We start from the raw sequence: 24,431 nt of genomic DNA on the forward strand, positions 1-24,431 counted from the left end.
TCTGCGAGCCGTTGCCGGCATGGTTGGTCCAACTGACGCCGGTATCGATGACGCCCGAGAGCGTGACGCTCGATTGCGCGGCAGCGACGCCGGATAGCCCGAGCATCAGGGCAGAGGCGCCCAGCTTGGTTGCGGTGTGCATTACGGTGGTTCTCCCCGATTTGGATTGGCGCAGGCAGGCACGTATCAGGTGTCCATACCTCGAACGGTTGCGCACAGAACCAACATTGATTGTGCACAATCGCGAATATTGCGCTGCAGTAATCGTGCCAGGGTAAAAGCGGGGAATTTGCACGCTAGCGGTGCGAAAAGGCAGCTTGTTCCGTATTGCGCCGACCGAAAGCCGTGCGCACTTGCACCAGTGCGTACACGTGTGGCAACAAAAGTGTGCACAATGCCATCGCGTGCGGGTCTCGACTAGAATGGCGGCATGCCAGAATCCACCACCGTGACCCGACGCCGTAACAACGCCGAGATCGACGCGCGCGTCTCCGATGCCGTGTACGACGCCATCCTGGAGCAGAAGCTTCCACCTGGCACGCGCCTGGTAGAAGCGCAGTTGTGCAAGGCGTTCGGTATTACCCGCGGCATGCTGCGCCGTGTGCTGGTGAAGCTGGCGCACGAGGGCGTGGTCGAGCTGCAGCCCAACCGGGGCGCAACGATTGCCGTGCACGATGCGGCGGAAGCGCGTCAAGTCTTTGGCGCTCGCTTGATTCTTGAAACCGGCTCGGTTCGCGAGCTGGCGCGCCATGCAACAGCGGACCAACTTGCTGCGCTGCGCGCGATGGTCGCCGCCGAGCATGATTGCCGTGCGTCGGGCAACTGGCGCGACTGGATTCGTCTCTCGGGCGATTTCCATATCCAGCTGGCCGAGGCGAACGGCAACCCGATCATCACCACGATGCTGCGTACGCTGGTGGCGCGCACGTCGCTGTTGATCGGCCTGTATGAGTCGCCCACGCGCGCCAGTTGCGGGCACGAGGAGCATCAGGCCATCCTCGATGCGATCGAGCGGCGTGACGGTGAGCGCGCCGCCCAACTGATGGCCGAGCACCTTGGCGAGTACATTGCCGCGCTGCATCTGGAGCCCAAGCAGGTCGATGTGGTCGATTTCGGTAAGCTGTTTCATCGGGTCAAGGTCTGAAGGCCTGCGCATTCCGGCCGCTTTAGCGCTGCTGGCAAAACCCTCGTGGCGTCGCTGCGCCTCAGGACCGCGTCGCTGGGTTGTGTCAGCGGCGCTTAGTCCAACCCCAAAGCAACGCCATCGCTGCGCGGATCGTGCGCGGCGACATATTCCGCGCCGTCTGCCGACAGGGCGATCACGCCAGCATGACCCGCGAGTGGGCTCATGGCCGGGATCGGGCTGACTTCATGCCCCCGGGCAGACAACTCGGCCATGACTTCCGCACCCACATCGCTTTCGAGCTTGAGCGTGTCGTGCGCGTCGGAGAACGTGCGGCCGAGCAGAAACCTCGGCCCCGAAAGCGCCGCGAGCGGGTCCATGCCGTAATCGATCAGCCGTGTCAGCACGGTGGCCAGCGTTTGTGGTTGGCCATCCGCCCCTTGCGTGCCGTACAGGAGCCGGGGTTTTCCATTGCGCAGGTACATGCCGGGATTCAACGTATGGAACGGCCGTTTGCCCGGACGGATCGCGTTGTGGTGCAACGGGTCTGTGCTGAAGGCCGCGCCGCGGTTGTGCCAGAGGATGCCGGTATCGCCCGCGATCACGCCGCTGCCCCAATCGAAATAGAGGGTCTGCAGCACGCTCGCGCAGCGGCCTTCGCGGTCGACGGCGGCCAGGTAGACGGTGTCCCCGTGTTGATACGTGTGCGGCCAGGGCAGGGCGCGGTGCGGGTGGATCCGCGTTGCCAGCGTGTCGAGCCGCGCTGCCGAGAGCAACCTCTCGACGGGTACGTCGACGAAGTCGGGGTCGGCCACATGCGTGTTGCGCTCGATGAAAGCCTGCTTCACGGCTTCGACCAGCAGGTGGTAGTACTCCGCGCTGCCTTCACGGATCGAAGCGACATCGAATCGCTCAAGAATGCCCATGATCTGCAGCGTGGTCACACCCTGCGTAGGCGGTGCCAGGCTGAGCAATTCACCACCCCGATACGGGACGCGCACGGGGGCCTCTTCCCGCGCCGCCGTGCGTGCGAGATCGGCCAACGTCAACGGTGACCCCGCAGCGCGCAGGCCGGCGATGATCTGCGCCGCCAGATCGCCTTCATAGAATTCACGCGCGCCCAAGCTGGCAATGCGTTCGAGGCTGCGGCCAAGCGCGGGTTGGCGCAGGTGCGTCCCCGCTGCCGGAATCGCGCCGTTGGGCATGAAGGTCTGTGCGAAGCCAGGCCAGTCACGCAACTCGGCGGCGCGAAACGTCTGCCAGAACTGCTGGGATGCGGTCACCGCAAAGCCCTCGTGCGCGTGCTCGATGGCACGCTGCAAGAGCGCGCTCCAACTGTGTCGGCCACCCCACGCATCACGGCTGATGGCGTGCGCGCGGGACCAGGTGTCGACGGTGGCTGCCGTGGTCAGCGCCGAGCCGGGGCCGCGCACGGGGATCGCTCCGGTATGCGCAGGCAGCTGCACCGCAGCCTGGCCGATGCCGGACAGCGTGCTCACGTGCCCCGCGCCGTCGCACAGGACCCAGAACGCATCGCCGCCCAAGCCCGTGAAATGCGGATACGTGACGGCCAGCGTCGCGCTCATGGCAATGGCGGCATCGATGGCGTTGCCGCCCGCGTGCAGGATCTCCAGCCCCGCCTGACTGGCAAGTGCATGCGGGCTGGTCACCATGCCTGCTTGCGCGCGGGCGAGGGTGGGGGCAAGGGTGGGGGTGAGAGGTTGCTCAACGTCCGTCAAGATGGGCCGGCTCCCGTGTCGGGTCTTGCATGGGGTACGGCGCTTCGGTGTGCAAGGGCCGTGCCAATACGCTGACGCATTGGCGCGCAATCTGCGAACGACCTGCGGATCCATATGCAGACGAGGTGGCTCGGTTTTTGCACACGATCCGGCGCAGATGGCGCGCACGATCTGAGGCGCCATCTGCCGCACGAAGACGGTGCGCGATGACCCAAAGCGGCGCGAACCGACACTGCAATGGTTCCGCGGCTTTGGCAGATCAACCCATCCACCTGGAGAAAGGTCGTCGTTCATGACAGGCAATCCCAGTCTGCGGGCAGCGGCACACGTTGACGCTGCCACGCTGCCCGGCCCGGGCTTCGGTGCACTGCGCACACATGGGCGCTTTCCCTATCGGCCAATCACGGATGTGGACCACTACCGCTGGCCCAACGGTGCGCGGCTGGCGGTCTACCTCGGCTTCAACCTGGAGCACTTCGCGTTCGGGGAAGGGCTGGGTGCCAACCTCGGCCCCGCCTCGCCCCAGCCCGACGTGCTGAACTACAGCTGGCGCGAGTACGGCAACCGCGTGGGCGCATGGCGCTGCCTGGAGCTGTTTAGCGACATGAACATGCCCGCCGGTGTGCTGCTGAATACGGCGCTGTACGACCACTGCCCCGACGTACTGGACGCCTGCCTGGCGCGCGGCGACGAACTGATCGGCCATGGCCATACCAACGCCTGCCGGCAGAGCGATCTGGATGAGGCCGGGGAGCGCGCCCTGCTCAAGCATTGCAGCGACCGGATCCGCACGCACTGCGGCAAGGCGCCGGCAGGGTGGTTGTCGCCCTGGATTTCCGAGACGCCCGTCACGCCCGACCTGATGGTCGAAACGGGCTATCGCTACACGCTGAACTGGTGCCATGACGACCGGCCGGTGCGCATGGACACACGCTCCGGACCGCTGTGGGCGATTCCCTATCCGCAGGAGGTCAACGATATTCCGATGATCATTGCGCGCCAGTTGGACGGCACGGCATTCGCCGACATGATCATCGACCAGTTCGACGAGATGCTGGCGCAGGCGAACCACCCTCGGCATCCCCAGCCACTGGTGATGGGCATTGCGCTGCATCCCTACCTGATGGGCCAGCCGTATCGGCTGCGCCACCTGCGCCGCGCGCTGGCCCACATTGCCGCACGCCGCGCACAGGGTGATATCTGGCTGACAACGCCAGGCGCAATCTGCGACGCGATGGAGTTGCTGGCGCCGCTCGATCTCGAACCTTGCACACGGTGAGGCTTCCGCTGTGAACACATCAACCAAGACGGCCAGGAAAGCGGCCCCGCACGCCCCGGCGCATTCGGCTGCGGCCGAGCTCGATGCGCAAGGCGGCTATCAACGCATCTGCGAGGCGATTTCCGATGGCGTGCTCAAGCACCGGCTCGTGCCGGGGACCAAGCTGCCGGAGCCCGAACTCTGCCAGTTGTTTGGCGTGGGCCGTGCCGTGGTGCGCCGGGCGCTGGAGAAGCTCGCCTTCGAGGGCATCGTGGTGTTGCGCCCGAACAAGGGCGCTGTCATCGCAGAGCCAACCCCGGAAGACATCCGCCAGATTTTCGAGGCGCGCCGCGCGTTGGAGCGTGTGCTGGTGGAGTTGGCCGTCGAACGCACGACGGCGGCGGATCTGCAGGCGCTGCGTCGACAGTTGGAAGACGAGCATGACGCCATGCACCGCTTCGATCAGCCGTCGTGGGCGCGTCTGGCCAGCGGCTTCCATTTGCAGATCGCCGCACTGGCGCGCAATCCGATCCTGCAGCGCTATCTGACCGAACTGGTGTCGCGCTGCTCGCTGATTGTTGCGATGTATGAGCCGCCGGGCCATGCGCCGTGTGAGCACGACGAGCACACGGCCATCGTCGGATGCATCGAGGCGCAAGACGCCGCCGGTGCCATCGCACACATGGAAGCACACCTGCGCGAACTGGAGCAGCGCGTCCAGGCTTCACCCACGCTGGGCGAAAAAAGCTTGGCCCAGATGCTGGGCTTATCCGAGCGTTGAGCGACGTTTAACCGGCAGACCGCCCATGGAAGTCGACTTCGATACCCTGACCGAATACCAGCGCTACAAGCTCATGGCCAGCCTGATCGTGCCGCGCCCCATCGCGCTGGTCACCACGCTCGGCGCTGACGGCACTGTCAATGCCGCGCCGTTCTCGATGTTCAACATGCTCGGTGAAGACCCGCCGATCGTGATGGTCAGCATCAACCGTCTCACCGAGGGCGCGCTCAAAGACACGGCCGCCAACATCCTGCGCACCGGCGAGTTCGTGGCGCATCTGTGCGACGAGGACATGGCGGAAAAGATGCACCGTTGCGGCGAGCGGCTGCCCCCGGACATCAGCGAACTGGCGCATGTCGGCCTGACGCCCGCACCCAGCAGGCAGGTTGCGCCGGCGCGGATTGCCGAGGCGCCGGTCGCCTTCGAGTGCCGGCTATGGGAAACGCTGGAAACTCCCAGCCGCCATATCTTCATCGGCCGGGTGCTGCACCTGCATGCACGCGACGGCCTGATCGACACCGAACGCTGGCGCGTGCGGTTGCAGGCGTATTTCCCCGTCGGGCGTTTTGGCGCCAGCTTTTACGTGACGACGCGCGATCGCTTTTCATTGGAACGGACGGCCGGCGCCATCACAGCGTCGACGGCGATTGATGAGATGTGAAGTGAAGCCCGGTCACTTTTTATGTGGAGGGGCTCACAGAAGAAATATCCGCCAGCTGCAATGCGGTGGGTCAGCACACACGTTCGGTCCCATTCGTCCAGAAACCGACTCAATTCCGATTCAACCCACGTCAAAAGCGGCCGAAACCACGACATTCCGTTGACGTTATCGCGCACGCAGCGTTTCATGTAAGCCAACGAGCGCTTGCATGGAGACGCATGTGCAACACGAAGACAACGCAGCCCCCCGGTATCGAAGTGGCACGGCCGCCCGCATGGCCAGGATGCCCGTCTCAACGCTGCGCGTGTGGGAGCAGCGCTATGGCGTGATTTCGCCGACCAAATCGGAGTCGGGCCAGCGCCTGTACTCCCGTGAAGACGTCAAGCGGCTGACGCTGCTGAGGTCTCTGGTGAATCGCGGGCATGCCATTGGCGCCATCGCACACGTCGACAGCGCCGAGCTTGAGCAACTGCTTGAGACGTCGCCGGCCGCCGAAGCGCCAAGCCCGCCTGTGTTACACGCTGCGATCTCGCTTGCCGTCTGCGGCCCGCTGCTGGCAGAGCGCGTACGCCGTAGAAGGAGCACGCTGGCGTCGCTCGGCATCGAGCCGGTCACTGAGTTACCGGCAATTGACGGACAGCCCTCCGTGGCGCTGCCGGCGGGCACCGACGTGTTGATTGTCGAAGCCGCTTCCCTGCAACCCGAAACGGCGCAGGCCATCCTGGCAGCAGCGCGCAGCGCCGGTACCAGCGCCATCGGCGTCATCTACAGCTTTGGCACGGTGCGCGCCACCGACATGCTGCGCGCGGCGGGCGTGCGGCTATATCGGGAGCCCAACGCGCACAGCGAGCTGGATCAGGTCCTGCATGAGTTGACGCAGATTGTGCGCGTCGATGCCGTCTACGGAAAGCTTGAACCGCTGCGGCGCAATGCGCGCCGGTTTACCGATCGCCAGCTGGAGATCTTTGCCAACGCATCGCAGACGATTGCCTGCGAATGTCCGCGCCACCTTGTGGATCTCATCCGGCAACTGGATGCATTCGAGCGGTTCAGCGATGGCTGCGCGGTGCGCTCCACGCTGGATGAGCAACTTCACCGGCATCTTGGCGATGTCGCCAACCGTGCCCGCCTGATGCTCGAAGACGCAATGGAATTCGCAATTCGCGCCGAGACGCTGCATCCACCCGCCAGTTAGCTGCGTATACGTCGCTCAGGAACTCCCCTGAGCCGACATGGGCGGTGCGTGCACCGCTGACTTTCGGAGACATCTTCCATGAAGCTCACCTTGGACCCGCCCGGATTTTCCGGGGCGGTTGGCAGCGTGCCGCTTTCTGTCCGGATTCGGGAGCGGTTGATGAGCGCTGGCCACCGCTTTCACGCCAACGACAACATCGCCGCCTACCTGCGCGATGGCGAACTTGATCTGCTCCAGGCCGAAGTCGAAGAGCGCCTGCAGGCCGTGCTGCGCGCGCTCGTCATCGATGTGGAGCAAGACCATAACAGTCGGGAAACGGCCCGCCGTGTGGCCAAGATGTTCGTCCGGGAGGTGTTCGCGGGGCGCTATGTCCCGGCACCCGAGGTGACGGCGTTCCCGAATGTGGAACGCCTTAATGAACTGATGGTGGTGGGGCCGCTGCGGGTGCGCAGCGCGTGCTCGCACCATCTGTGTCCGGTCATGGGCCGGGCGTGGGTGGGCGTCATGCCCAGCAAAGACTCGCAATTGATCGGGCTGTCCAAGTACGCGCGCCTGATTGACTGGGTCATGAGCCGCCCGCAGATCCAGGAAGAGGCCATCAAGCAGATTGCCGATCTGCTGGAAGACCGGATGGCGCCCGACGGCCTGGCGGTCGTGCTGGAAGCGGAGCACTACTGCATGCACTGGCGCGGCACGAAGGATGACGCGTCGCGCATGGTGAGCAGCGTCATGCGTGGGGTGTTCCTGACCGATCCGAGCTTGCGGCGCGAATTTCTTGCACTGCTTCCGGGCCGCAAAGGCGAATGAGCGATCAACGACCCGAAGAGGCCTCGCCTTGAACACACTCCACGCTCCCGCAAAACGCATCGCAGTGGTCGGCTCCGGCATCTCGGGGCTGGCAGCGGCGCACTTCCTCGGCAAGCGCCACGCCGTGACGCTGTTCGAGGCGGCGCCCCGGCTTGGCGGGCATACCAATACGGTCGATATCGAAGAGGGTGGCCAGGTCTTCGGCGTCGATACGGGCTTTCTCGTTTTCAACACGCGCACGTATCCCAACTTGATCGCGCTGTTTGACGAGCTGGGCGTGGCGCATTGCGAGAGCGACATGTCGTTCAGCGTGTCGGTGGGCGGTGGGGCGCTGGAGTGGGCCGGCACCAGTCTGGGCACGGTGTTTGCGCAGCCGCGCAACCTGGTGTCGGCGCGGTTCCTCTCGATGTTGAGCGACATCCTGCGCTTCAACCGGCAGGCGCACTCGCACCTGGCGGCGGCTCGCGACGCGCGGCACAGCCTCGGTGCGCTGCTGGATGCCGGCGGCTATGGCGAACCGTTCTGTGCGCACTACCTGTTGCCGATGGCGGCGGCGATCTGGTCGACGCCGAGCCGAGACATCCTGTCATTTCCGGCGGAAACGTTCCTGCGGTTTTGCCTCAACCACGGCTTGCTGCAGATCTTCGACCGTCCGCGCTGGCGCACGGTCAAAGGGGGCGCGCGCAGCTATGTGCAAGCCATCGCACACCGGCTGGTGGACGTGCGTGTCGCCACGCCGGTACGCGGCATCCGGCGCGCGGGCAGCCATGTCGACGTGCGGACCGATGCCGGCAGCGAGCGCTACGACGCCGTGGTGCTCGCCACGCACGCACCGCAAACGCTGCGTTTGCTCGACGATGCAACGGACGATGAGCGCGCCGTGCTGGGCGCGTTCCGCTATCAGCCCAACACCGCCTTCCTGCACCGCGATACCCGACTGCTGCCGCGTCGGCGGCGCGTGTGGTCGGCGTGGAATTACCTCGATGCCGCGCACACGGGCGCAACCGGTGGCGCACCGTGCGTCAGCTATCTGCTGAATCAGCTGCAACCGCTGCCCGTATCGACGCCCGTGGTGGTGACGCTGAATCCGCCGGCGCCACCCGCGGCGGAGTTGGAGTATCAGCGCTTCGCCTATGAGCATCCCGTATTCGATCAACCGGCCATCGACGCGCAGGCTCGCCTGCCGGCGCTCCAAGGCCGCAGCGGCACCTGGTTTGCCGGAGCATGGACCGGCTACGGGTTTCATGAAGACGGGCTGAAGTCGGCGCTGCGCGTGGCGGCTGACTTCGGCTGCGCCCCACCCTGGGCACAGGTGGCGCCATGAGCGACGACGCACAGTTGTTGGTCGGGCAGGTCATGCATCGCCGTCTGCGGCCGGTGGCCCATCGCTTTGTCTATCCGGTGTTTGCCGTGCGCGTGAAGCTCTCGGCGCTCGGCCGGCTGACGGGCATGTGGTTTGGCGTGGACTGCCTGCGGCCGTTGTCACTGCGCACGCGTGACTACGGCCCGCGTGACGGCTCAGATCTGCTCGCCTGGATACGCGGTGTATTGCGCGACGCGGGCTTGCCTGCCGATGGCGAGGTGTGGCTGCAGACGTTCCCGCGCGTGGGCGGCTGGATGTTCAATCCCGTTTCGTTCTGGTACTGCCACGACGCGGCCGGCGCGTTGCGCGCGGTACTGGCCGAGGTCAACAACACCTTCGGGCAGCACCATCGCTACCTGCTCTGTGCCCAAGGCGGCGGCCCCATTGATGCCCATACGGTGCTGACCTGCCGCAAGCAGCTGCATGTGTCGCCGTTCTGCACGGTGGAGGGCGGCTATCAGTTCCGCTTTACCGAGACTTCGGCAACCGCGCTGGTGCGCATCGATTACCTCGACCGTGATGGCCTGCTGCTACGCACCGCCATCGGCGGACGGCTGCAGCCGTTCGATGCCGCCCACCTGCGCCGCGCATTGCTGCGGCAGCCGTTGCTGGCGCTGCAGGTCATCGGCCGCATTCATTGGCAGGCACTTCGCCTGTGGATCAAGGGGGTGCCGTTCTTTGGCCGCCGCCCGCGCAACCCATCGTCTTCTCTGGAGCCACCTCGATGACTGCCACGCATTCCCTGGCGTGGGTACCGCCCCACGTTCCCGCCGCTGGCCGCCTGTTTCTGGCCCTGGCCGCCCGCATGCGTCACGGCTTGCTGCACCTGGTTACGCCGGATGGTGAAGTGCAGATCGGCGATGCGGCCTCACCGCTGTCTGCGGAGTTGCGCATCGTCGATTGGCGCGCCTGTGCGCGCATCCTGCGCAGTGGCGATGTGGGCTTTGCCGAGGCCTATCGCGACGGATGGGTCGAGACCAGCAATCTCACCCACCTGCTGCGTCTTGCCATCCTGAACGCGGCCACGCTGGAGCAGGCGATTTTCGGGAATGCGCTGGCGCGTTCTGTTCTGCGCCTGCGGCATCTGCTGCGCCGGAACAGCCGCAAAGGCAGTCGGCGCAATATCCATTTGCACTACGACCTCGGCAACGATTTCTATCGGCTCTGGCTGGACGAGGGCATGGCCTATTCGTCCGCGTGGTTCAACGGGCGTCTCCGGGATGGTTTGGCCGATGCGCAGGCCGCCAAGTATCGGCGCGCGTGCGATCTGCTCAGGGTCGGGCCCGGCATGGACGTGCTGGAAATCGGCTGCGGCTGGGGCGGCCTGATGGACATGGCATGCGCACGCGGCGCGCGGGTACACGGCATCACCCTGTCGGAAGAGCAACGTCGTTACACGGCCGCACGCCTGGCAGGCGAGCCACGCGCCCAGGTGGAGCTGCGTGACTATCGCGACCTCGATACCGCGTACGACGCCATCGCGTCCATCGAGATGTTCGAGGCGGTGGGCGAAGCGTACTGGCCGACGTACTTCAAGACGCTGACGCGCTGCCTGCGCCATGGCGGCCGCGCGCTCGTACAGAGCATCACCATTGACGAGGCGCACTTCGAGCGCTATCGCGCGGGCACGGATTTCATCCAGCAGTTCATCTTCCCCGGTGGCATGCTGCCCAGCCGCGAGCGCTTTATCCGCCTGGCCGAGCAACATGGCCTACGGGTGGTGGACCGCCTGGACTTCGGCCGCGATTACGCAGAGACACTGCGCCGCTGGAGCCAGCGTTTCGAGGCCCGGCTGGATGCCGTGCGCGCCCTAGGCTTTGATGAACCGTTCATCCGCATCTGGCGCCTGTACTTCGCCTATTGCGAAGCCGGCTTCGATGAAGGGCGGATTGGCGTGTCGCAGTTTCTGCTGGAGCGGGGATGACCATGTCGGTATGGACTGTCGCTCTCGTTGCGTTGTTGGTGCTGGTCGCGGTGTTCAGTGCCGTGTGGGCATGGCAGTTGACCCATGAAAACGCCGGCATGGTCGACCCGGTGTGGGCGTTTTCGCTCGGCCTGGTGGCACTGATCTATGCGTGGTTGGGCAACGGTTCGGCATACGCCCGCGTGCTGGTCGGTGTGGGTGGTGCCGTGTGGGGATGTCGCCTCGGCTGGCACCTGTGGCGTCGCAATGCCGGCAAGCCGGAAGATGCGCGCTACCGAAAACTGCGCCAGGAATGGGGTGCGGCGGCATCGCGCAACATGTTTGGTTTCTTCCAGTTGCAGGCGGCGGTATCGATGCTGCTGTCGATTGCGTTTGCGGTGCCGAGCTATCGGCCCGATGCGCCGAGCATTCTCGCGATGGCAGCAGCCGTCGCGCTGTGGCTGGTGTCCGTGGGCGGGGAGGCGCTGGCCGATCGGCAACTGCGCCGGTTTGCAGCGGAGCCTGCCAACCATGGAAAGACCTGCCGGACCGGGCTGTGGCGCTATTCGCGGCATCCCAATTATTTCTTCGAGTGTTTGCATTGGCTGGCCTATGTGCCGCTGGCGGTGGGGGCACCGTGGGCATGGCTCACGCTGCTGCCGCCGGTGGTAATGGCGTGGCTGCTGGTGAAGGTCTCCGGTATCCCCATGCTGGAAGACCACATGCGCGCCACGCGCAGCGACTACGCCGAATACGCACGCACCACCAGCATCCTGATCCCCTGGCCCCCGCGCCACTGATCTGCACAGTTTGAGGAGACTCCACATGACTGCGTTATCCACGCCCACGATGCCCGCAACCGAGCCTGTCTCGCCGCGCGGCGGTTGGCTGATTCAATGCTGCGAGCGCGGGTGGTTGCCGGATGGGCTCGTCCGTGCCGGCATGCGCAGCCTGATGCGCCAGCGCCTGCGCGACGAGGGCATCGACAACGGTGAGCTGCGCTCAGAGCGCTTCAATGCGTTGCTCGACGACTTGCGCGCCAGCCCTATCGCGATCGAGACGGACACCGCCAATACCCAGCACTATGAATTGCCGCCGGCATTTTTCGAGGCCCATCTCGGCCCCCAACTGAAGTACTCGTGCGCGCTGTATCCCACCGGCACGGAAACGCTGGCGCAGGCCGAAGAGGTCATGTTCGCCTGCTACGCCGAACGGGCCGGCCTGGCCGATGGCCAATGCATTCTCGATTTGGGCTGCGGTTGGGGTTCGCTCTCGCTGTGGATGGCCAAGCGCTATCCCAATGCGCGCATCGTGGCGCTCTCGAATTCGCAGGGCCAGCGTCGCTGGATCGAGGCACGCGCCGCAGAGCGTGGCCTGACCAACCTGAGCGTGCATACCGGAAACATCGTCGACTTCGAGTTTGCGGAGATGCCCGAGGATGGGCGCTTCGACCGCGTTGTGTCGATCGAGATGTTCGAACACATGAAGAACTATGGCCTGCTGCTCGCCAAGATTGCGCGGTGGATGCGCCCCGATGCCGCGCTGTTCGTCCACATTTTTGCGCACCGGACGCTGGCGTATCACTTCCAGGTGCAGGACGGCACGGATTGGATGTCGAAGTACTTCTTCACGGGCGGGACCATGCCCTCGGAGGCGCTGCTGTTGCACTTCCAGGACGATCTGCAGGTGACCCAGCAATGGTGGGTCAGCGGCGCGCACTATGCGCGCACGGCTGACCATTGGCTGGCCAACCTTGACGCCGCGCGCAGCCGACTGATGCCGGTGTTCGTGCAAACCTACGGCGCGCGCGAAGCCACCGTGTGGTTTCAGCGGTGGCGCATGTTCTACCTGGCCGTGTCGACCTTGTTTGGCTATGCCAACGGCAACGAGTGGGGCGTGGCGCATTACCGGTTCGTCAAGCGCTAGCGGCGCTTATGGCGCTGATGGCGCTGATGGCGGGGCGTCGATTCCGTCGCTGCGCGCGCTCATCCACACCAGGGTGGGCATCCACAGCGCCCAGCCGATGGCCAGTATGCCCATCGTCAGCGTCGGATGCGGCAGATGCGCGGCACCGAGCGCCGCACCTGCGCGAAACGATAGCGGGCCGGCAATCGCACCGAGTGTCATCGCCAACCCCCACCGACCGCGCAGCCAGCGGAAGAGGACATTCAATTGGATCGCGAACAACACCCACAGCGCGAGCAGCCACGGTGGCACGAACCCGGGCCACAGGGCGCCATGCGGATAGGCGATCAGTCCGGCGCGGATCAGCAGCGTCTCCCACACCGCTGCAGCGGCGACGACTGCAAGCACAAGCCGCAACTCTGGATGCGGCCGACGGACCAGCCACAGATGACAAGCCAGCTGCATGGCGACGAAGACGATACCTACCCAGGCAGCATCGCGCGCCGCGCTCAGCACGCACACAAACCAGCCGGCTTGTCCGGCCAACGCATACAGGAGGGCACGATGAGAGCGCATGGAAGGGGCCACGGTTTGCGCGCCCTGTCACGCTGGGCGCGGTGTCTGGCAGTGGCCGGGCTGGTTGCCGCCACAGCGGCTTGCTCCGGCCCGCCGCCGAATCCCAACCCGCGGGCTGCCGTGCCGCTGCAGACAGTGCCGGTGGACCTGCAGCGCTACATGGGGCGCTGGTACGTGATTGCCAACATTCCGTACTTTGGCGAGCGTGGCAATGTCGGCAGCTATGCCGAGTGGTCGCTGCGGCCCGACGGCCGTATCGACGATGCTTACGTCTACCGGCCCGAGCGTTTCGACGCGCCCCTCAAGCGGATGCAGTTCGTGGATTCGGTGGTGGCAGGCAGCGGCGGTGGCGAGTGGCGGGTGCGCTTGTTCTGGCCAATCTACGTCTCGCAACTTACGCTGTATGTCGACCCGGACTACCGCGTGACCCTGTTGGGCTATCCCGACAAAAGCCTCGGCTGGGTGTTCTCGCGCGACCCCGATATGAGCGATGCTGACTACCGTGCAGCACTCGGCCGCTTCGAAGCCATGGGCTACGACACCTCGCGGTTCCGGCGCGTGCCGCAGTTTCCCAGCCAGCTCGGACAACCAGGCTTCCAGTCGCCGGGAGACGGCAACTAGCGCTGCGTGCATCAACGTGGCCCGCCCAGGAGATCACGGCGCAGTGACGGCGCCCGGGTGCCGGGTGCCAACCAGATATCGAAGAACGCGCGTGCGAAGGCGGGGTCGTCCACCTCGGTCGTCAATTGCCCATTGGCGTAAAAGCGCGCGCCGCGATCGGGCAGATAGACACCGCACAACGTGTCGCCGGATTTGACGTCGGGAAAGGCGGGCGACATCGCCCGTGCCCACTGCGCGAGGGTTGCATCGGAAGGCGTAGGCGCCTGTAGCCGACGTATTTCCTCAATGGCGGTCTGGATGAGTCGGGTGCGATCCACGGAGCGTCGATACGTGACTTCCAGCGCGAAGGGCGCGTCGTAGCTGAACGGAACCTTGGCGCTCCACAATTGCGCGTCGTACAGACAGAACCCGAAGAGGCACAACGCGCCCTTGCCGGAAAGCTGCGCCGCTGTCAGCGTGTCGCGGCAGTCCGCCCAGGTACAACAGCTGATGGCGGAACACGCAATGAGCGCAAGGGCTTGCGCGGCATGAAGGCGTTTGGCAGGCATGGGGCCGGGCGGTGGACGGCTGACTCCCAAAGTCTACTGACGCGCCGCCCTGCACGCAGACGCCTGCACGGTGTTTTTCTGACGCAAATCCGACGCATGACGCGCAAAAAAAAACCGGCGCAAATCGCGCCGGTCAGTGAGTGGTGTCACACCTGCCGCAAGTTCCGCGACGTGACCGCCACGGTGGCCGGTGAATCGGCCAGCGAGACAAACTGGCGCGTCGCCCCATCGAGCGCGTCGATGCTGCCGGTTTCGATGTCATACACCCAGCCGTGCAGGTTCATGCGCCCCTGTTCAAGCGCCAACGCCACCGACGGATGGGTGCGCAGGTTTGCCAATTGCGCGATCACGTTTTCGCGAACCAGGCCGTCCAGCTTGGCGCGGGGCGAGTCGAACTCATGCGCGGCGTTGATCACCTTTGCGGAGTCGGAATGGCGCAGCCAGTTGGCCACGGCCGGCAGATGGTCGAGACAGGTGCAGCGCGAGATGGCGCCCATCGCGCCGCAGTCGGAGTGGCCGCAGATCACGATGTCCTGCACGCCCAGTACAGCCACCGCGTATTCGACCGTGGCCGACACGCCGCCGGGCTCGGGGCCGTACGACGGCACGATGTTGCCCGCGTTGCGGATCACGAACAGTTCACCCGGCTCCCGCTGTGTCAGCAGCTCCGGGACGACACGGCTGTCCGAGCAGGTGACGAACAGCGCCTTGGGGTTTTGTGATGTCGCGAGTTGCTTGAACAGCTCGACCCGCTGCGGATAGATGTCGCGTTGAAAGCGCAGAAAACCGTCGATGATGTCGCGCATGGTGGTGTCCTCCTGATGCCAATGCCGGGCGCAGAGACGATGGGGGAGTGTCTCCGCGCCGCACGGCCGCCATTATCGCGGAGACACGGCAATCCGGAAACCGGTGATCGCCGCACATGCGGCGGCCTTGTGTGCTGAGACGGCGTTCAGCACGCCGGCCGCAGGCGAGCGTGCCAGGTTTTAGCCGACGCTCACGGCTCGTGGCGCAGATACCCTTCCTTGCTCGGGTCGGGCATGAAGTACGTCACGATCAACGAGACGGCGCACAGCGCGGTGACATACCAGTAGAACGTCGGCTCGCTGCCGGCATTCTTGAACCACAGCGCCACGTATTCGGCCGAGCCGCCGAACACCGCATTGGCAATCGCATACGACAGGCCCACGCCCATCGCGCGCACTTCGGGCGGGAACATCTCCGCCTTGATCAGGCCGCTGATGGAGGTATAGAAGCTCACGCCACACAACGCCAACGTGATCAGGCCAAACGCGGCAACCGGGCTCGACACCGTGGCCAGCGCGTGCATGAGCGGTACCGTGCCCACGACCGTCGAGACGCCGAACAGCAGCATCGAATTGCGCCGGCCGATGCGGTCGGACAGCGCGCCAAACACAGGCTGCAGCACCATGTAGACGAACAGCGCGGCCGTCATCACGTTGGAGGCGGTCTTGGTCTCCATGTGCGCCGTGTTGACGAGGTACTTCTGCATGTACGTCGTGAACGTGTAGAAGATCAGCGAGCCGCCGGCGGTAAAGCCGATCACGCGCAGGAACGCGCCCTTGTGCTGCCAGGCGCCGCGGATCGTGCCCGCGTGTTCGGCCTTGGCCGACGCGGTGGTTTGTGTTTCCGGCAGCGCGCGGCGCAGGTACAGCGCAATCACCGCCGTCATCGCGCCCACCACGAACGGGATGCGCCAGCCCCAGGCCTTGAGCTCGGCCGTGGTCAGCAGCTGCTGCAGGATCACCAGCACCAGCAGCGCGCACAACTGGCCGCCGATCAGCGTGACGTATTGGAACGACGCGAAGAAGCCGCGCCGGCCCTTGAGCGCCACCTCGCTCATGTAGGTGGCGCTGGTGCCGTACTCACCGCCCACCGACAGGCCCTGGAACAGGCGCGCCACCAGCAGCAGGAACGGAGCCAGCGCGCCGATCTGCGCGTACGTCGGCACCACGGCGATGAGCAGCGAGCCGCCGCACATCATCAGCACCGAGATCATCATCGCCGTGCGGCGCCCGCGCTTGTCGGCAATGCGGCCGAACAGCCAGCCGCCAATCGGCCGCATCAGAAAGCCCGCGGCAAACACGCCGGCCGTATTCATGAGCTGCACCGTCGGGTTGCCGCTCGGGAAGAACGCGGACGCAAAGTACAGCGAGCAGAACGCGTAGACGTAGAAATCAAACCATTCGACAAGGTTGCCCGACGATGCGCCGACGATGGCAAAGATGCGTCGGCGTGTGTCGTGCGGGTCAACTGCGTGCGCGGTGGCGGTGGAGTTCATGAGGGGCGCCTCGGTGTGGTTGTTCTGTGAGCAGCCTGGGCTGACCCCCAGAATTGTAGCGACATGAGGTGAATTGTCGCGCCCCGGAATTGCCCCGATGTGTGCCGGCGTGTCATTGCGTGGGTGGGCATCGATGTGCCAACGCTACGCAGAAACGGGTACGCGCCTTGCTGGCGCGGTGTGCCCAGCTCAACGCGCGCCTTGTCGGGCGTTGAACGTCAGCCTCAACATCAGCGCCACCAGCGCAGCCGCCGTGCAGAACGCCATCAGCCCGTTCCAGCGTGCCGCATTCCATGCCAGGCTCGCGCCATACGCACCCACCGACATGCCGATGAACAACGTCGTCATGAACACGGCGTTGATGCGGCTGCGTGCTTCCGGCGCCAAGGCATAGATGATGGTCTGGTGCGACACCAGTGCAGCCTGCACGCCCACATCAAAGACGAGCGTGCCGATGACGATGGCCACGAGCGAGTGGGGGAACAGCGCCATCGCGGCAAACGTCACCGCCATCAACAGTGCGCCGCCCGCTGCGACATGGCCCGGCGCTACGCGGCCCGACAATCGCCCTGCAATGCTCGCGCCCAGTGCGCCCGCCGCGCCGGCCAGCCCCAACAGACCGGCTTGCCCCGTCGACAGCCCGAGGGACCCTGTCAGGTGCAGCGCCACCGTCGACCAGAAGCCCGAGAACGCGATGCCGATGAACGCCTGCGTGATGGCCGACGCCCGCAGCCTTGGATGCTGCGCGAACAGCGTGCCCAGCGAGCGCAGCAGCGTCAGGTACGGCTGTCGCGTGAGCGGTGCCGCGCCAAAGTGGGCGGCGCGCACGGCAATCGCCAGCCCGACAATGCCAACCGCCGACACGCCAAACGCCGCGCGCCAGCCAAAGTGATCCGCCACGATGCCGCTGAACACCCGCGAGCCGACGATGCCGATCAACAATCCCGTCATGACCGTGCCGATGTTGCGATTGCGGTTGTGGTCCGTGCTGATGGCGGCAGCGCTGGGCACGAAGTCCTGCGCGATGGTGGCGGATAACCCGATCGCAAAGCCCGCTGCCGCCAGCAGCGGCAGATTGGGCGCGAGGCAACTGCCGATGAGCGCGAGCGTGAGCAGCACCGCCTTCCACAGGATGACGAGGCGGCGGTCGTAGCGGTCGCCCAGCGGGCCGAAGAAAAAGATGCCGCTGGCGTAGCCCGCCGCCGTGAGCGTCGGCAGCAGGCCCAGTGCATGCGGCGCGATGTTCAGGTCGCGGCTGATGAGGCCGAGCAACGGGTGATTCAGGTAGATGCACGCCACGCTGATACCGGCGCCGGCAGTGAGCAGGCGGATCAGCCCCCGCGTGTCCTGCACGGGGGGCGCTTGTGTGGCGGGTGTGGAAGACGAGGCAGGCGAGGTCGACATGGAAACCTCAGGGAGGAATTGCTGCGACGCAGCGAAGCGGCGATGCTAACAACATTCCCTGCGGCCTGCAGACGGCGAATAACCTTGCCAGGGGTGGTGTCAGATGTGTTGGCCGGTGCGGGCTGCGGGAGCGGGCGACGGCGCTTCTTCCACGTCTTCACTGTGGCCGCCCTGCACATCGTGCCCGGCGTTGTCGATCCACAGGCGGGCGCGATCTTCGCCCACGCGCGAGAGCTCCATGCGGTATTCGTAGCGGTCGGGCCGGTACAGGCCCTGCAGCAGTTGCACCGGGCGGCCGCTCATTTCACGCACGATGCGCTGCACCGACAGCAACGGCGCACCCACGGCCACATCCAGGTACTGCGCAGCCGCCACATCCGCCAGCCGCGCCGACACCACCTGCGACGCCCGATCGATCCGCACCCCCGAGGCCTCGATCAGCCGCAGCAGCGACTGGTTCGTCAGGCGGTCGAGCGTGAGCTTGCTGGTCACGTCCAGCGGCAGCCACGTGGTGATGAGCGCCATGGGTGTGTCTTCCAGGTGGCGCACGCGCACGAGTTTCTTGATCGGCGTGCCGGGAGCGATCTCCAGGCACTTGGCCTCGTCGGGCGGGGCCAGCACGTCTTCAAATTCGACGACGACGGCGGAGGTGCGCTCGCCCACGTCGATGATGTTCTGGAGCAGTGTCTGGGCGCCGCCGCCCATTGCCACCGGATCGTCGGGTTTGACCACGAAGGTGCCCATGCCGCGATGGCGGCGCACCAGGCCTTCCTTGACGAGGTAGTCGAACACGCGCCGCATCGTGACGCGCGACGCCCCGAACTGGCGGGCGAGTTCGATTTCGCCCGGCATGGGGCCATCCCCGAACCGGCCTTCGAGAATCTGCTGGCGCAGGACGACGTAGATCTGGTGGTAGAGCGGTACCACGGCATCAGGCATGGCGGTCGTGGTTCCGGACGTGAGCAGCGAGGTCGAGGTCGAGATCGGGAGGGCGGCCCGCAACGATGGCCGCGTGGGGCAGGATGCGTTGGAAGGGCGGCTGAACGCCGCCGTTTGCCCCTTCATTCGCGACGATAGGGGGTTTTGATTAACCTGTAAAGTTATGTGTTACCCGCTGATCGAAGGGGTATCGGCGCCTGCGGGGGGCGGATTCTGCCCCCGTCCATAACGCGGATTAGGCTCGCGCATCGAGTTCTTGGGCGCCACCGGTTCTCCCAGCGCATTGACCAGCGCCACGTGGATCGGCGTGCCGCTTTCGCGGTCGCGCAGCAGCATCGGGCCTTCGCCGTCGGGCGTGAGGTAGCGGTCGCCCCACTGCATCAGCGCGACGATGGCGGGCAGCAGGTCGACGCCGGCCCGCGTGAGCCGATAGGCATCGCGCACGCGGTCGCCGGGTTCCTGATAGGGCACGCGGCGCAAGATGCCGTACGCCACCAGCGCCTTGAGCCGCGACGACAGGATCGCCGACGAGCACCCCGTGCGGCGCAAAAACTCGTCGAACCGCGTCACGCCCGAAAACGCCTCGCGCAGCACCAGCAGCGTCCATTTTTCGCCCACGATCGACACCGCCGCAGCGATCGAGCACGGCTCTTCCATCGACGTCACCAAGTCGGAAGCGGGCGGAGTGGGAAGGGTGTCGGGAGTCTTCATGACGAAAGCATAGTCCACTAACTTTATTTGCAAAAGTCAGGGGTTCTGCTAATCTGGATTCAAATTAAGAAGTCAGGCGGTGATCCCGGCTGGCGCTCAACAACGAAGATCCATTGCGTGAGGAGAACCCCCATGCTGTACACCATCCACCGCTATCCCGCTGAATGGATCGACCGCTGGACCATGCACGACGGCTCCATCGCCACCGTGCGCCCGATTCTGCCGCAAGACGCCCCGCTGGAGGCCGCCCTGGTCGAGGGGTTGTCGTCCGAATCCCGTTATGCGCGCTTCCTGGTGGGCGGCGGCCGGTTGACCGACGATATGCTCGCCGCCTACACGCAAGTCGATTACGTGAACCACATGGCGCTGGTCGTCAGCGTGGCGCGGCCTGACGGCACGGGCGAGGAACTGATCGCCGACGGCCGCTTCGTCATGGAAGACGGCGTGGCCGAATTCGCCATGCTCGTGGCCGATGCGTGGCAGGGCAAGGGCGTGGGTCGGCGCCTGTTCGCCACGCTGGTGCGGGCAGCGCGCGTGTCCGGCGCCCGCGAGGTCTTCGGCGAGGTGCTTTCCATCAATCGCCGCATGATCGCCCTGGCGCGCGATGCGGGTTTTCGCATCGCCAACGTGCCGGGTGACGCGACCGTCTGCACCGTGCGCCTGCCGCTGGCCAACGCCGAGGCGGCCATGACGCCGTTCGTTTTCGCCTGATATCCGTCGCTCCTTTTTTGCGCCTGCACCGCTGCAGGGGCGCTCACCGTGTGTCTCTTTCGCCGCCGCTGTGCGGCTTCTTTTTTGCCGGATTCATCGAAATTAGTGTTGCTCAGTTCAAAAAAACACCGCTTTTGTGAATGAATGGATGCACTTAGACTCGTCCATGTGGCCTGGTGCGAGGGCGGCCCCCCCGCCGCGTGCTGGTGCCGCCTGATTCCATCTCTCCTCTGCCCCACACCATGACCGACATGAGCGACGTCCGGCCTGTGCTTGCCCCGTTCCACCTTGCTTTTCCCGTGCACGACATCGCCGCTGCGCGCGCTTTCTATGGCGACGTGCTCGGCTGCCCCGAGGGCCGCAGTTCGCCGGACTGGGTGGACTTCAACTTCTACGGCCACCAGATCGTGGCCCACCTCGCGCCGGAAGAAGTCGGCCATCACCAGACCAGCGCCGTCGACGGCCATCAGGTGCCGGTGCGCCACTTTGGCGTGGTGCTCTCCATGTCCGAATGGCAGGACGCCGCCGACAAGCTGCGTGCCGCCGGTATCGAATTCATCATCGAGCCGCACATCCGCTTCAAGGGCGAGGTGGGCGAGCAGGCCACGATGTTCTTCCTCGACCCGTCGGGCAACGCGATGGAGATGAAGGCGTTTGCCAATATGGCGATGCTGTTTGCCAAGTAAGACCGCGTGGCGCGCGCGTATCCTTGCGGTTCTGCCCTGATCCGCGCGCCCCATGCTCCGAGAACTCAAGACCTTCATCGCCGTCGCCCGGCACGGCACCTTTGCGGGCGCAGGCGAGCGCATCGGCCTCACGCAATCGGCGGTGAGCGCGCAGATCCAGCGGCTGGAAGAGTCGCTCGGCTTTCAACTGTTCGACCGCACGGGCCGGTCGGCCACGCTCAACGCGGCCGGGCGCGACGCACTGGCGCTGGCCGAACATATCGTCACGCTGTACGACCGCCTGGGCGACCAGGCCGGCGGCAACGAGCAGCGCGGCCTCGTGCGCGTGGGTGCGATTGCCTCGGTGCAGACGTCGTTCCTGGTGGATGCGCTGGTGCAGTTTCGCGCCGAATTCCCGCATTGCCGCGCGCGCGTGTTGCCCGGCGTGTCGCTGGACCTGCTCGGCCTGGTGGATGCCGGCGAGATCGACCTGGCCGTGCTGATCCGTCCGCCGTTTGCGGTGCCGGCCGATCTGGAATGGCGCACGCTCGTGGCCGAGCCCTTCGTGCTGCTTGTGCCCGCCAGCCTGCCCGGCGATGACTGGCGCACGCTGCTCGCGCATCAGCCGTTCATCCGCTACGACCGCCGCTCGTTCGGTGGGCGCCGTGTCGACCAGTTCCTGCGCGACCAGCACATCACCACCCACGATGTGATTGAACTCGACGAGCTGCAGGGCATGACGCAGCTCGTGGCGCGCGGGCAGGGCGTGGCGCTCGCCCCGCAAACTGCCGCGCAAGGCGCCTGGCTGCCCGGCGTGCGCGCCATCAGCCTGGGCGACGATACCTTCACCCGCGAGATCGGCCTGATCGAGCGCCCGCGCCATAGCCGGCAGCCCATTGCAGGCCGCCTGGCCGATTGCATCGACGAGGCCGCGCGCGCCGAGCGCCCCTGAAACCCCATGACCGATGCGTGATATCCGGCATTCCGGGGCTGTGCGTTGACCCAGCGTTATATCGACTCGTATATTACGAGCGATCTTTCCACGACTTCTCTGGGCCTCACATGCAACGTTTCTCGCAAGGTTTCGCGTTTCAGGCGCGGGTGCGCGCCATCGGTCTGGTGGCTGCGCTGTCGCTGGGCGTGGCAGCACCGGTACACGCGGCGGACTTGGTCGTCTCGGCTGCCGCCAGCCTCACCAACGCCTTCAAGACGATCGCGCAGCAGTATGAGGTTCTGCATCCGGACACCAAGGTCGTGCTCAACTTTGGCGCGTCGGACGTGCTGATGCAGCAGATCGCGCGCGGTGCCCCGGCGGATGTGTTTGCTTCCGCGGACCAGGAAGCGATGAACAAGGCGGTGGCCGAGCAGGTCATCAAGACCGAGACGCGCCATGATTTCGTCGCCAATCAGCTGGTGCTGATCGTGCCGGCCACGGGTGCGGTACCCGTGCATGCGCTGAATGATCTGACCAAGCCTGCCGTGAAGCACGTGGCGATCGGCAACCCCGCGTCGGTGCCGGTGGGCCGCTATGCCAAGCGTGCGCTGGAAGCGGCCAAACTGTGGGAGCCGGTGCAAGCCAAGGCGGTGCTGGCGCAGAACGTGCGCCAGGCGCTGGACTATGTGTCGCGCGGCGAGGTCGAAGCCGGGCTGGTGTTCTCCACCGATGCTGCCATTGCCGCCGACAAGGTGAAGGTGGCGGGCCCCGTGCCGCTGAATGTGCCGCTCACCTACCCGATCGCCGTGACGTCGGGCACGAAGCAGCCGCAGCAGGCGGCCGACTTCGTGGCGTTTGTGCTGTCGCCGGCGGGCCAGGCGCTGCTGGCCAAATACGGTTTCCTGAAGCCTTGATTACGCCGTAGCCGGTTGCCCCGCCCGCTCGACATCCTGCTTGGGCGTGCGGTGAATGCGCAGCACCAGGAAGGCCCCCGCGATGCACAGCCCGCCCGAGATCATCGAAGCCAGCGTGTAATTGCCCAGCGACGCGCGCATCATGCCCGCACCCAGCGTGGCAAACGCCGCGCCCAACTGGTGCCCGGCCACGATCCAGCCGAACACGATGGGCGCTGCCGCCTTGCCGAACACGTCGTTGGTCAGGCGCACGGTGGGTGGCACGGTAGCGATCCAGTCCAGCCCGTAGAAGATCGCAAACACCGGCAGGCCGAAGAACTCGAAACCGAACGCATACGGCAGGTAGATCAGCGACAGCCCACGCAGGCCGTAGTACCAGAACAGCAGCACGCGGCTGTTGTAGCGGTCGGACAGCCAGCCTGAGAGCGTCGTCCCCACCAGATCAAAGATGCCCATGGCCGCCAGCAGGCTCGCGCCTTTCACCTCGGAGAAACCGTGGTCTGCGCACATGGCGATAAAGTGCGTGCCGATGTAGCCGTTGGTGCTCGCACCACAGATAAAGAAGCTGGCGAACAGCAGCCAGAAATCACGCTTGGCGCAAGCCTGCATGAGCGTCTGGATGGCCAGGGTGATCGGGTTGGCGCGCGGGCCTTGAGCCACTTCCGGCGCATCGGCGGGTTCGCCATAGGTGCGCAGGCCCACGCTCTTGGGGGATTCCGGCAGCAGCAGCCACACGATGGGCAGCAGCAGCGCCAGCGCGCCGGCCACGATCAGCACCACCGGGCGCCAGCCGTAGTGCTCCACCACTGCCGCCATCATCGGCAGGAAGACGAGCTGCCCCGTGGCCGAACTGGCCGTCAGGATGCCCATTGCCAGCCCGCGGTGCGAGGTGAACCAGCGGTTGACCACCGTCGCGCCCAGGGTGATGGCAGCGACACCCGTGCCACCGCCCACCATCACGCCCCACAGCATCACCATCTGCCACGGCTCGTGCATCATCGCTGAGAGCGCCGTGCCCGACACCAGCACCGCCAGCGCACCCAACACCGTCGGGCGGATGCCGAAATACTGCATCGATGCCGCCGCAAACGGGCCGGTCAGCCCGTACAGCGCAATGCCGATCGAGATGGCCAGCGAGATCGTGCTGCGGCTCCAGCCGAATTCGTGCTCGAGCGGCAGCATCATCACGCTGGGCGTGGCGCGCGTGCCGGCCGCGCACAGCAGGATCAGGAACACCACCGCCAGCGCAAGCCAGCTGTAGTGAAAACGTGGGGCGATGAGGCGGGCAAGGCGCTGCATGGGGGTGTCCGATTCTTTCGATTCTTGTTGAGGCGACAATATCGCGTTCGTTACCGGTCGGTAACAACGTGG

25 protein-coding genes are annotated in these 24,431 nt (G+C 65.6%); 16 read left to right on the top strand and 9 right to left on the bottom strand.

The features are described from left to right. Window positions 1–430 precede the first annotated feature (430 nt). Entirely contained in the window at window positions 431–1,144 is a 714-nt protein-coding gene (locus NG900_RS13190) for a GntR family transcriptional regulator (protein WP_252680955.1), read from the top strand. A gap of 95 nt (window positions 1,145–1,239) precedes the next feature. Here the strand turns inward: NG900_RS13190 and NG900_RS13195 are convergent, their stop codons facing one another. Further along, entirely contained in the window at window positions 1,240–2,796 is a 1,557-nt protein-coding gene (locus NG900_RS13195) for a gamma-glutamyltransferase family protein (RefSeq protein WP_252680958.1), read from the bottom strand. Window positions 2,797–3,154: 358 nt separating this feature from the next. Here NG900_RS13195 and NG900_RS13200 point away from each other — a divergent pair, with 358 nt between their 5' ends. The 10 genes from NG900_RS13200 to NG900_RS13245 all read left to right on the top strand — a co-directional run bounded on the left by NG900_RS13200 (window position 3,155) and on the right by NG900_RS13245 (window position 12,756). Beyond that, window positions 3,155–4,141 (top strand): polysaccharide deacetylase family protein, encoded by a 987-nt coding sequence (locus NG900_RS13200; protein WP_252680960.1) that lies wholly within the window; start codon window positions 3,155–3,157, stop codon window positions 4,139–4,141. A 10-nt stretch (window positions 4,142–4,151) separates the two neighbouring features. Then, window positions 4,152–4,901 carry a GntR family transcriptional regulator gene (locus tag NG900_RS13205; RefSeq protein WP_420804150.1) on the top strand — a complete coding sequence of 250 codons (750 nt, stop codon included), beginning with the start codon at window positions 4,152–4,154 and terminating at the stop codon, window positions 4,899–4,901. Between the two features lie 25 nt (window positions 4,902–4,926). After that, on the top strand, window positions 4,927–5,562 hold the full coding sequence (locus tag NG900_RS13210) for a flavin reductase family protein (RefSeq protein ID WP_252680963.1): 636 nt from the start codon (window positions 4,927–4,929) through the stop codon (window positions 5,560–5,562). A gap of 220 nt (window positions 5,563–5,782) precedes the next feature. Continuing rightward, window positions 5,783–6,757 (top strand): MerR family transcriptional regulator, encoded by a 975-nt coding sequence (locus NG900_RS13215; RefSeq protein WP_252680966.1) that lies wholly within the window; start codon window positions 5,783–5,785, stop codon window positions 6,755–6,757. A 78-nt stretch (window positions 6,758–6,835) separates the two neighbouring features. Continuing rightward, window positions 6,836–7,564, top strand: coding sequence for a GTP cyclohydrolase I (gene folE / locus NG900_RS13220; protein ID WP_252680969.1), 729 nt, complete (start codon window positions 6,836–6,838; stop codon window positions 7,562–7,564). Window positions 7,565–7,592: 28 nt separating this feature from the next. After that, window positions 7,593–8,888 (top strand): NAD(P)/FAD-dependent oxidoreductase, encoded by a 1,296-nt coding sequence (locus NG900_RS13225; RefSeq protein WP_252680972.1) that lies wholly within the window; start codon window positions 7,593–7,595, stop codon window positions 8,886–8,888. Continuing rightward, complete coding sequence (locus tag NG900_RS13230; RefSeq protein ID WP_252680974.1) at window positions 8,885–9,655, top strand: DUF1365 domain-containing protein; 771 nt, start codon at window positions 8,885–8,887, stop codon at window positions 9,653–9,655. The genes NG900_RS13225 and NG900_RS13230 overlap by 4 nt, the downstream gene beginning before the upstream one ends. After that, the gene (locus tag NG900_RS13235) at window positions 9,652–10,851 is read left to right on the top strand and encodes an SAM-dependent methyltransferase (RefSeq protein WP_252680976.1); all 1,200 of its coding nucleotides are present in this window, start codon (window positions 9,652–9,654) and stop codon (window positions 10,849–10,851) included. Before NG900_RS13230 ends, NG900_RS13235 begins: the two co-directional genes overlap by 4 nt. Window positions 10,852–10,853: 2 nt before the next feature. Beyond that, on the top strand, window positions 10,854–11,630 hold the full coding sequence (locus NG900_RS13240; protein WP_420804157.1) for a DUF1295 domain-containing protein: 777 nt from the start codon (window positions 10,854–10,856) through the stop codon (window positions 11,628–11,630). A gap of 25 nt (window positions 11,631–11,655) precedes the next feature. Next, on the top strand, window positions 11,656–12,756 hold the full coding sequence (locus NG900_RS13245) for an SAM-dependent methyltransferase (RefSeq protein WP_252680980.1): 1,101 nt from the start codon (window positions 11,656–11,658) through the stop codon (window positions 12,754–12,756). 6 nt (window positions 12,757–12,762) lie between these two features. Here NG900_RS13245 and NG900_RS13250 read toward each other — a convergent pair whose 3' ends face one another. Continuing rightward, window positions 12,763–13,311, bottom strand: a complete 549-nt coding sequence (locus NG900_RS13250) for a DUF2878 domain-containing protein (RefSeq protein WP_252680983.1) — start codon at window positions 13,309–13,311, stop codon at window positions 12,763–12,765. On the opposite strand from NG900_RS13250, the gene NG900_RS13255 reads away from it, so the two are divergent. Next, entirely contained in the window at window positions 13,300–13,932 is a 633-nt protein-coding gene (locus NG900_RS13255; protein WP_252680986.1) for a lipocalin family protein, read from the top strand. The genes NG900_RS13250 and NG900_RS13255 overlap by 12 nt on opposite strands. Window positions 13,933–13,943: 11 nt before the next feature. On the opposite strand, the gene NG900_RS13260 is transcribed toward NG900_RS13255, so the two are convergent. From NG900_RS13260 to NG900_RS13285, 6 genes are all read right to left on the bottom strand, one after another. Next, a complete protein-coding gene (locus tag NG900_RS13260) occupies window positions 13,944–14,480 on the bottom strand; it encodes a chalcone isomerase family protein (RefSeq protein WP_252680988.1) in 537 nt (178 codons plus the stop codon). 146 nt (window positions 14,481–14,626) lie between these two features. Continuing rightward, on the bottom strand, window positions 14,627–15,286 hold the full coding sequence (locus NG900_RS13265; protein ID WP_252680990.1) for a carbonic anhydrase: 660 nt from the start codon (window positions 15,284–15,286) through the stop codon (window positions 14,627–14,629). 191 nt (window positions 15,287–15,477) lie between these two features. Next, window positions 15,478–16,782, bottom strand: coding sequence for an MFS family transporter (locus tag NG900_RS13270; protein WP_252680992.1), 1,305 nt, complete (start codon window positions 16,780–16,782; stop codon window positions 15,478–15,480). A 189-nt stretch (window positions 16,783–16,971) separates the two neighbouring features. After that, window positions 16,972–18,186, bottom strand: coding sequence for an MFS transporter (locus tag NG900_RS13275; RefSeq protein WP_252680994.1), 1,215 nt, complete (start codon window positions 18,184–18,186; stop codon window positions 16,972–16,974). A gap of 99 nt (window positions 18,187–18,285) precedes the next feature. Continuing rightward, the gene (locus NG900_RS13280) at window positions 18,286–19,125 is read right to left on the bottom strand and encodes a GntR family transcriptional regulator (protein WP_252682119.1); all 840 of its coding nucleotides are present in this window, start codon (window positions 19,123–19,125) and stop codon (window positions 18,286–18,288) included. A 168-nt stretch (window positions 19,126–19,293) separates the two neighbouring features. Then, the gene (locus NG900_RS13285; protein WP_252680996.1) at window positions 19,294–19,836 is read right to left on the bottom strand and encodes a winged helix-turn-helix transcriptional regulator; all 543 of its coding nucleotides are present in this window, start codon (window positions 19,834–19,836) and stop codon (window positions 19,294–19,296) included. Window positions 19,837–19,968: 132 nt separating this feature from the next. Here NG900_RS13285 and NG900_RS13290 point away from each other — a divergent pair, with 132 nt between their 5' ends. The 4 genes from NG900_RS13290 (at window position 19,969) to modA (ending at window position 23,060) form a co-directional block, all read left to right on the top strand. Beyond that, window positions 19,969–20,547 (top strand): GNAT family N-acetyltransferase, encoded by a 579-nt coding sequence (locus NG900_RS13290; RefSeq protein ID WP_252680998.1) that lies wholly within the window; start codon window positions 19,969–19,971, stop codon window positions 20,545–20,547. Window positions 20,548–20,798: 251 nt separating this feature from the next. After that, entirely contained in the window at window positions 20,799–21,233 is a 435-nt protein-coding gene (locus tag NG900_RS13295) for a VOC family protein (protein WP_252682122.1), read from the top strand. A gap of 52 nt (window positions 21,234–21,285) precedes the next feature. Continuing rightward, window positions 21,286–22,164, top strand: coding sequence for a LysR family transcriptional regulator (locus NG900_RS13300; RefSeq protein ID WP_252681001.1), 879 nt, complete (start codon window positions 21,286–21,288; stop codon window positions 22,162–22,164). Between the two features lie 110 nt (window positions 22,165–22,274). Continuing rightward, window positions 22,275–23,060, top strand: a complete 786-nt coding sequence (modA, locus tag NG900_RS13305; protein ID WP_252681003.1) for a molybdate ABC transporter substrate-binding protein — start codon at window positions 22,275–22,277, stop codon at window positions 23,058–23,060. On the opposite strand, the gene NG900_RS13310 is transcribed toward modA, so the two are convergent. Beyond that, complete coding sequence (locus NG900_RS13310; RefSeq protein WP_252681005.1) at window positions 23,061–24,359, bottom strand: MFS transporter; 1,299 nt, start codon at window positions 24,357–24,359, stop codon at window positions 23,061–23,063. Between the last annotated feature and the right edge of the window lie 72 nt (window positions 24,360–24,431).

It is taken from the genome of Ralstonia soli (genome assembly GCF_023955655.1).
In the GTDB taxonomy this organism is placed as follows: Bacteria; Pseudomonadota; Gammaproteobacteria; order Burkholderiales; family Burkholderiaceae; genus Ralstonia; species Ralstonia soli.